The 4,646-nt window shown below is 71.3% G+C and carries 2 protein-coding genes and 1 pseudogene; all 3 read right to left on the bottom strand.

Features of this window, described 5'->3' with window-relative positions; genetic code table 11:
- Positions 1-233: 233 nt before the first annotated feature.
- The 3 genes and pseudogenes from VFZ20_RS05875 to VFZ20_RS05860 all read right to left on the bottom strand — a co-directional run bounded on the left by VFZ20_RS05875 (position 234) and on the right by VFZ20_RS05860 (position 4,399).
- Complete coding sequence (locus VFZ20_RS05875; RefSeq protein ID WP_329682907.1) at positions 234-2,111, bottom strand: hypothetical protein; 1,878 nt, start codon at positions 2,109-2,111, stop codon at positions 234-236.
- Between the two features lie 166 nt (positions 2,112-2,277).
- Positions 2,278-2,811 (bottom strand): annotated as a pseudogene (locus tag VFZ20_RS32890) (hypothetical protein); the annotation flags it as partial.
- Positions 2,812-3,064: 253 nt separating this feature from the next.
- Positions 3,065-4,399 carry a DUF1343 domain-containing protein gene (locus VFZ20_RS05860; protein ID WP_329682904.1) on the bottom strand — a complete coding sequence of 445 codons (1,335 nt, stop codon included), beginning with the start codon at positions 4,397-4,399 and terminating at the stop codon, positions 3,065-3,067.
- Positions 4,400-4,646: the final 247 nt, after the last annotated feature.

Here is a 4,646-nt window from a genome sequence, read left to right as displayed (position 1 = left end):
GGCGGCGACGAAGGATCTTGCCCGCAAGGCTCTGCGGTTGCCCTCGTGCACAAAGGCGTATTCCGAGTCTCGCACACAAGATCCTTCGGTCGCGCCAAAGGCCTGCGTGCGTTCATGTCATGCGCGGCGCTCCCTCAGGATGACGCATCTTGGCATCGAACTCGGGTTGGCATCCCCTCTGAGGGAGGCGCCGCCGGGTTTTCACCGGTGCACGATCGTCGGCACCGCTTGCCTCACCAGGTGAGCTGCACGGTGGCCAGGGCGTTGGGCATGACCACCGTGAGCGTGGTGCCGCTCAGCGACACCTTGGGGCCGGCCGTCTCGAGCGCATCCTCCAGCGCCGTCACCGCGACGGCGGACCTGGCCGCGCGGGGAAGCTGGATGGAGAGGGTTTCCACCCCGTTCGTCGGCTGGTACAGGCGCAGCACCGTGCTGCCCGGCGTCACGTCCCCCGGCTTGGCGGCCAGGATCACCCCCGTCCCATCCGTCACGTAGGCCACGAAGCCCTGCGCGGCCAGCGTCCCCGAGGTGCTGCCCGCGACGGCGGCCAGCGGCGGCCACGCGTAGCGCAGCGACTCCGCCAGGGGCTGCGCCGTGCCGGGATCGCCCAGCCCCGCGGCGGGACGCAGGGCGTAGTGCAGCGTGTGGCTGTCGTTGTCCGACCCGGCGGCGCCGTGCCCGTTCTGGTTGGGCGTGTTGCGCAGCACGCATCCCATGAGCGTGGAGCCGTTCCACGCCCACGCCGGCACCTCTCCGTGGTACACGGCCGCCAGTGTCGTGCCGCTGGACCGCGGCAGCACAAAGCGGTGCGTGGGGCGGAACACGGGATTGCTCCACCCGTCGATGTGGGCCTGCTGCAGGGACGTCCAGTGGTTGGCCGTGCCGTTCCACATCCCGTCGACGGGATGCGCGAAGGGAAACTGCACCGTCACCGACGTGCCGCGCGGCGCCGCGCCGCTGATGGACATCCGCAGGAACGGCTCGCCCGCCGTCAGGCTGTACTCCAGCGCGGCGGAAAACGTCCCCACGTTGGGAAGCACCAGCTGCACGGGCACCTGCAGCGTCACCCGCAGGGGCCCGTTCTCCACCACGGTGGCCGCGCCCACCGTGGTGCTGGTGGGGGTGAGGGGCGTAAAGCCGTGGTACTGCGAGTACCCGGCCGCCACGTACTCGTATCCGAACTCGTAGATGTCGCCGTTGTCGCGGTAGACGACGACCTGGTTGCCCGGGCCGTTGCCCAGCACGGCGTTGCCGCCGGCGTCCAGGAGCGACGAGAGGCCCCCGTAGTACGGCGCGGCCAGGGACACGGTGGCGGTGAGGTGCTCGTTGGACAGCGTCCAGGTGGTGCCGCCGCCCGTGAGCGACAGGCCCGTCGTTCCGCTGCCGGCGTCGCCCGTCAGGTAGCCGGTGGTCCAGGCCAGGGGCGGCACCTTCGCCAGGAAGAGCAGCCCGCCGTCCGCGCTCTGCTGCACGGGTCCCGTGAGGTCGCCGAACCGCACGCCGCGGACCCCGGCCGGCGGCGAGGCGAGCTCCACCACTCCCTCGTACGACACGCCCAGCGAGTTGGCCACCACCACCGCCGTCTCGCCGGAGCGCGGGTCCGTCGCCACGGACGCGGCCAGGGCCCCCAGGGCCGTCCCCGCCAGGCTGCGCGCCGTGCTCGTGGACGCGGTGAGCTCCGACGTCTGCTCGCCCCGGTACACGGCGTCCGTGGCCGTGCCGTTGACGAAGTCGTGGTGCGTGCTGGGCGAGAACGCGTCCCACGCCGACAGCAGGTCCGCCGGGAACGAGCTCGCCAGGGCGCCGCCCGGCGCCGCCATCAGCGCCAGCGTCTCGGCGCACAGCAGCGTGCGGGCCACGTCGTAGTGCATGATCTTGAGCGCCGGACGGCTCATGTAGTGCCCCGTCCAGTACGGCCGGCCGTCGAACCGCACGGTGTCCAGCGACGGGGTGCGCTCGTCGTACTGCTGCACCAGCCGGGCAAAGTCCGCGAACGGCAGGGCCACCGCGTACGCGCCCGTCTTCGCGTAGCCGTCGGGGGAGCTGTTCCACGCCGCGAGGTCGCTCGCCAGGTCCTCCACGGGGGCGCTGAAGTCGTTGTCCAGGGGCACGTACAGGTACGGCGTGCGGGCCCCGAACGTCCTGCTGGTTGGGCGACGACCAGTAGCTGTTGAAGTACGACTGGATGTTGGCGATGGGCCCCTGGCCGCCGTCGATGCCGCTGCCCTGCGGGTAGCCGCCCTGCAGGAAGTGCGCGAAGATCGAGGACCCGTCCGCTGCCTGCCACGTAAAGTCCAGCCCCTGCTCGTACATCCGCGTCACGAGCGTGGGCGTGGACGCCTGGGCCGCGTTGCCGGGCACGCGCCAGAACGACGTGGCCGTCATCCCCAGGGCCTGCAGGGTGGCCGGCAGCTCCGGGTCGTGGCCAAAGTCGTCCGGGATCCAGCAGATGCGGATGGGCAGCAGCTCCGGCAGCGTGTTCCCCAGCCACAGCCGGCCCACCAGGTAGGTGCGGATGAAGGCCTCGCCGTGCGAAAGCAGGTTGTCGGGCGAGGTGATGCCGCCGCCGGCCAGCCGCAGCTGCCCCACGACGGCCCGGAACGCCGACACCTGGCCCGGGTTGTCCTCCAGGTACTGGCGAAAGTAGTCCATCTCGCAGATGGAATAGAAGTAGTCCGGGCTTTCCTGCAGCAGCGCCAGCGCCTGGGGGTAGATGTCCTTGACGGGCGTGCTGTTGTGCCCCGTGTTGTAGTAGGTGGGAAAGTCCACCAGCCAGTCGTAGTCCAGGTGCGCGGACTGGTCGAAGATCATGTAGTACCGGGCGTCCGTCGGCGCACCGGCACGCGCGAGGATCTCCTGCTCCTGCGGAGTCATCAAGGGGGCTCCATCTGTCGGCGGGGGAAGAAACGGAACGGCGGGATCCGGATAGGATCTCCACGTCCGCCCTCCGCCGCAAGCAAACGTGTGGCGCGGGGCGGCCGCAGGAGGGGACGCGGAAACGCGGAAACGCGGGGGAGATGTCTCGCCCCGCGTCTCCGCGTCCGTGTCCCGGTGTGTCCGGCCGTCAGTTCCGCCGGTACAGGCGATACGGCGCCGTCTCGCGCATCCAGGCCTCCAGCTCCTGGTCCCAGCGGCGCTGGATGACGCGCGGGTCCTCGCCCCGGTCGAACGCCCCGCGCGCCCACCGGCTGCCGATCATCTGCGTAAAGCCCTCGTTGGCCACGCGGAACCGCTCCGGGTTCTGCCGCTTGGCCTCCGTCAGCAGCACCAGCGTGGTGTACACGGGGCGGAACGCGTTGCGGTCCGTCACCTCCAGCCGCAGCGACGTGAACGGCGTGCCGCGGTACTCCGTGTAGACGGCCGGGTCCGACGACGGCGTGATGCGCTCCGGCACCAGCCGCACGCCCGGCAGGTTGTACGGGGCCACGGCCTGCAGCAGCCGGTTGGCATCCAGCCACGGCGCGCCGAAGTACGAGAACGGCGCGTCCGTCCCGCGGCCCACGTGCACGTTGGTCCCCTCCGCCAGCACCAGCCCGGAGAAGTTGAGCTCCGCCTCCACCGAGCGGATGTTGGGGCTGGGGCGCACGAACGGCAGCCCCGTCTGCTCGAAGTACACGTCCGGCCGCCACCCGTCCACGGGGATCACCGTCAGCGGCACGTTCACGTCCGCGTCGTCGTTGAAGTAGCGCGCCACCTCGCCCGCCGTCATCCCGTGCCGCAGCGGGACCGTGTAGTAGCCCGTGATGACCTGCGTGACGTTGCGCACGGCGATGTCCATCACCGGACCCTCGGCCACCCCCGTGATGGGGTTGGGCCGGTCCAGGACGATGAAGGGGATTCCCTTCTTCGCGGCCTCTTCCATGGCCATGGTCATCGTCCACACGAACGTGTACGGCCGCGCGCCGATGTCCTGGATGTCGTAGATGAGCACGTCCACGTTGGCCAGCTCCTCGGCCGTGGGGCGCTGCGTGCGGTCGTACAGCGAGAACACGGGCACACCCGTGCGCGCGTCGCGCCCGCCCGACACGGTGGCGCCCGCCTCCTGCTCGCCGCGGATGCCGTGCTCGGGGCCAAAGAGCGCCGTGAGGTTCACCCCGCTGCGGCGCAGGAAGTCCGCCGCGTGCTCGCCGGAGCGCGTGACGGCGCTCTGGTTGGTGATGAGCCCCACGCGCTTGCCGCGCACCAGGTGCATGGAGTCGCGCACGAGCACCTCCAGCCCGGGGATCACCTCCTGCCGGGCCTGGGGCGTTTGCGCGGGCGCGCCGGCGGGCTGCGTGGCCGGGGCCGGCGGCACCGAGTCGGCGCCGCGCTCGGCGGGCGGCGCGGCCGTGGTGCATGCGGGCAGCGCGGCGGCCAGCAGCAGGGCCAGCGGTCTGAGCGGAATGGCGTTCCGTTGCATGCGGCGTTTCTGTAGGTTGGTGCGGCGCCGCCCATGGGCGGCGGGTGGCACGGTACGCGCATGGGCGCGGCCTGCATCCGGGCCCGCACGGGCCGGGGGCACCTGATGCTGCGAAACGCGGGCCATGCGCCCGTGCGCGACCCGCAACGCGAACGTACACGGGGAGGCGGTTTGGCGGAGACGTTCCGCCCGGCGCGGCCGGACGAGATCGACGACGTGGCGAGGCTGGAGGCACACAGCTTTCCCA

Origin of the sequence: Longimicrobium sp. (genome assembly GCF_036280135.1) — a bacterium.
Classification (GTDB): domain Bacteria; phylum Gemmatimonadota; class Gemmatimonadetes; order Longimicrobiales; family Longimicrobiaceae; genus Longimicrobium.
The sequence above is the reverse complement of the archived record's forward strand: the minus strand, read 5'-3'. Positions and strand labels throughout refer to the sequence as shown.